This window comes from Streptomyces sp. NPDC001027, from assembly GCF_040299045.1.
Classification (GTDB): Bacteria; Actinomycetota; Actinomycetes; order Streptomycetales; family Streptomycetaceae; genus Streptomyces.
The window spans coordinates 1-3308 of the sequence record NZ_JBEPBI010000448.1 but is presented as its reverse complement, the minus strand read 5'-3'; the positions used below and the strand labels follow the sequence as shown (position 1 = coordinate 3308).

General features: G+C 73.5%; 4 protein-coding genes. 3 read left to right on the top strand and 1 reads right to left on the bottom strand.

Translation table 11 applies throughout. From position 1 onward, the window contains the following. The 3 genes from ABT300_RS42525 to ABT300_RS42515 all read left to right on the top strand — a co-directional run. Positions 1 to 568 (top strand): glutathione S-transferase C-terminal domain-containing protein (locus ABT300_RS42525; RefSeq protein ID WP_351688100.1); only part of this gene is annotated, 568 nt, incomplete at its 5' end. A gap of 87 nt (positions 569 to 655) precedes the next feature. After that, a complete protein-coding gene (locus ABT300_RS42520; RefSeq protein ID WP_351688098.1) occupies positions 656 to 781 on the top strand; it encodes a putative leader peptide in 126 nt (41 codons plus the stop codon). Positions 782 to 975: 194 nt separating this feature from the next. Further along, on the top strand, positions 976 to 2103 hold the full coding sequence (locus tag ABT300_RS42515) for an LLM class flavin-dependent oxidoreductase (protein WP_351688096.1): 1128 nt from the start codon (positions 976 to 978) through the stop codon (positions 2101 to 2103). A 58-nt stretch (positions 2104 to 2161) separates the two neighbouring features. Here ABT300_RS42515 and nadE read toward each other — a convergent pair whose 3' ends face one another. Next, complete coding sequence (gene nadE, locus ABT300_RS42510) at positions 2162 to 2992, bottom strand: NAD(+) synthase (protein ID WP_351688093.1); 831 nt, start codon at positions 2990 to 2992, stop codon at positions 2162 to 2164. Between the last annotated feature and the right edge of the window lie 316 nt (positions 2993 to 3308).

Sequence of the window (3308 nt, the reverse complement as noted above, 5' to 3'; positions counted from 1 at the left end):
TTCGGACCGGCCCGCCCTGCGCCCCCGCGGCGCGGAGCGCGAGATCGAGGCCGTCGCCCGTCTCTGCGAGCAGCGCATCAGCGAAGCCGCCCAGCGGGCGGGGCAGGCAGGCGGCGACGCGACGCAGCGACGCAGCGCCCTCGGCTCCCTGCTGCGCGTCCTCGGCTCGCTCGAATGGCGGCTCGCCGAACGGCAGTTCATCCTCGGCGACGCCCTCACCCTCGCCGACGTGCACCTGTGGGTCGCCCTCGTGCAGCTCGACACCGTTCACCGCCTGCACCTGGACGCCGCCGCCGTCCACCGCATCGCCGAGCATCCGCACCTGTGGTCCTACGCGCGCCGTCTCGCCGCCCACCCCGCCTTCGGCGCCCACCTCGACCTGGACGGCATCGCCCGTCGGCACCACGCCCGCTGCCGGGGACTGGAGGCCGCGGGAGCCGCCGTGCAGATCCTGGACTGGGCCGGGCACATTCCCCCGCCCGCCCCGGGCCGGGCCCTTCAGCACGGGCCGACCGGTTTCACGCAACCGCAATACGCCCTCCATCTCCGCCCGTCCCCCTCCGCCTAGGCTGCCAGGACACGAGGCCCACACCGCCGCGGTCACGCCGGCGTCCGAGGGCAGGCCACCAGCCACACGAGAAGCGGAGGTGACGGCATGTCACGTGTCACCTCCGGGTCCGCCCCGGCTTCGACGACGTGCCGCACGGCGGGCCGCGTCAGCCTGCACGCCCGACGCCACATCGACCTGCAGCGGGTGGCCGCAGCCCTCTGTCGCTGCTGACCTGTTCCAACTCGTCGACCCTCCGCAGCGAGGACGCTCCCGCACGGTCGACCAGGAAGGCGTTCCCCTCGTGTCCGCACCACCCTCACCCCACCTCGCCGTGGCACTCGACGCCCGTCCGTCCCGACCCGCGCGTGGAGCAGCCGCAGCAGTGGCGCCCGCACCCGCCGACCGCTGAGGAGCGACACCCGATCATGTCCGGCATACCTCTCGGAGTCCTCGACCTCGTCCCGATCCCCTCCGGCGCGACCGCCGCGCAGGCGCTCCGCAACACCGTCGACCTCGCCCGGCAGACCGAGCGGTTCGGCTACAGCCGCTACTGGTTCGCCGAACACCACCTCAACCCGGGCGTGGCCGGCGCCTCCCCGGCGGTCGTCCTGGCGCTGACCGCCTCCGCGACCTCCACCATCAGGATCGGATCCGGCGCAGTCCAGCTCGGACACCGCACCGCCCTGTCCACCGTGGAGGAGTTCGGACTCATCGACGCACTGCACCCCGGACGGCTGGACCTGGGCCTGGGACGCTCCGGCGGACGTCCCCCCGGACAGACGACGCGGCCCCGGCCGACGACGACCCCCGTCGTCGACGGGCAGACCCCCAACGGGCTGAGGATCCCGCCGCGGTTCTCCTACGAGCACCTCATCGGCTCACCCCGGGTCCTGCTCCAGCAGCACCTTCTGCACCAGCCCGGCGCTCGCGCCCAGGACTACGGCGAGCAGGTCGACGACATCCTCGCGCTGCTGCGCGGCGACTACCGTTCCGCGGACGGCGCCGAGGCACACGCCGTCCCGGGCGAGGGCGCCGAGGTGGAGGTGTGGATCCTCGGCAGCAGCGGCGGACTCAGCGCCGACGTCGCAGGCCGCAACGGACTGCGCTTCGCAGCCAACTACCACGTCAGCCCGGCCACCGTCCTCGAGGCGGCCGAGGGGTACCGCGCCGCGTTCCAGCCGTCCGACCACCTCGACAAGCCCTACGTCAGCGTGTCCGCCGACGTCGTCGTCGCAAAGGACGACGCGACCGCACGCGAACTCGCCACCGGCTACGGTCCGTGGGTGCGCAGCATCCGCACCGCCGAGGGCGCCATTCCCTTCCCGACCCCGGACGAGGCCCGCGCCCACCCCTGGACCGACGCCGACCGGGCGCTGGTCGCCGATCGCGTCGACACCCAGTTCGTCGGCTCGCCGGCCCGCGTCGCCGACCAGCTCGAACGACTTCAGGAGGCCACCGCCGCAGACGAGCTGATCATCACCACCATCACCCACGACCACGCCGACCGGGTGCGCTCCTACCGACTGCTCGCGCAGGAGTGGCAGCGCCGGTGAGCGGGCCGCCCCGGCCGACCGTCGCCGGCGGCCTCCGCGTGGGGCGCTTCTCCTCGGGCTACGGGGCGATGGGCAGGCGCCGTTTGTGGTCCGTGAGGCGGTAGCGGTCGACGATCGTCCCGAAGACGCGCTCCGTGACGGGCCTGCCCTCCAGGAAGTCGTCGATCTCGTCGTAGGCGACGCCCAGCGCGTCCTCGTCGGCCTTGCCCGGGTCGAGGGTCTCCAGGTCGGCCGTGGGAACCTTCCGCACCAGTTCGGCCGGCGCCCCCAGTGCGTCCGCCACGGATCGCACCCGGCGTTTGGTCAGCCCGGACAACGGGACGAGGTCGGCCGCGCCGTCGCCGAACTTGGTGAAGAAGCCGGAGACCGCCTCGGCGGCGTGATCGGTGCCGACGACCAGGCCGTGGTGCGCGCCGGCCACCGCGTACTGGGCGATCATGCGCTGCCTGGCCTTGATGTTGCCGTGCACGAAGTCCTCGTGACCGGCGTTCCGGAAGGTGACGTCGGTGGCCCGAAGCGCCTCGAGCGCGGCGTCGCTCGCGGGTTTGACGTCCACCGTCAGCACCCGGTCGGGGCGGATGAAGGAGAGAGCGAGCTGGGCGTGGTGCTCATCGGCCTGGACTCCGTAGGGCAGCCGCATCGCGTAGAACCGAGCGTCCTGCCCGCCGTCCCGGACCCGTTCGACCGCGAGCTGGCACAGCCGGCCCGCGGTCGTGGAGTCGACGCCGCCGCTGATGCCGAGCACGAGGGAGGACAGTCCGGTGGCGGTCAGCCGCTCCGCGAGGAAGGCCACCCGGCGCTCGACCTCTGCCTCGACCTCGAAGCTCGCGGCGACCTGGAGTTCCCTGGCGATCTCCTGCTGCAGGGCGAGGGGCTCGGCATCGTTCAAGACTGCTCCTTGGGCTCGTTGTTCTCGTTCGCATGGCGCCGGCGCAGCCGCACCGGCGGGGGACACCGTGAGGTCCGGGGTCCCCCGGATCACTGTCGGCCATGCGTCGGACATCGGACGCGAGGCGCTCCCGTAACCGGTGTCACCGGTGAGTACGGCAGGCAGGGCGCCGGCGCTGCCCGAGGTCACCGCACCACCGGGGACGCCGACGCCGTGAGCGTCCGGCCGAGAACGTCATCCCGGCCCGCGTCAGAGGCGACCCGGGCCGGGGGCGACGTCCGCCGTGCCGTTGCCGCTGTCGGGGCGCCGCGGGGGC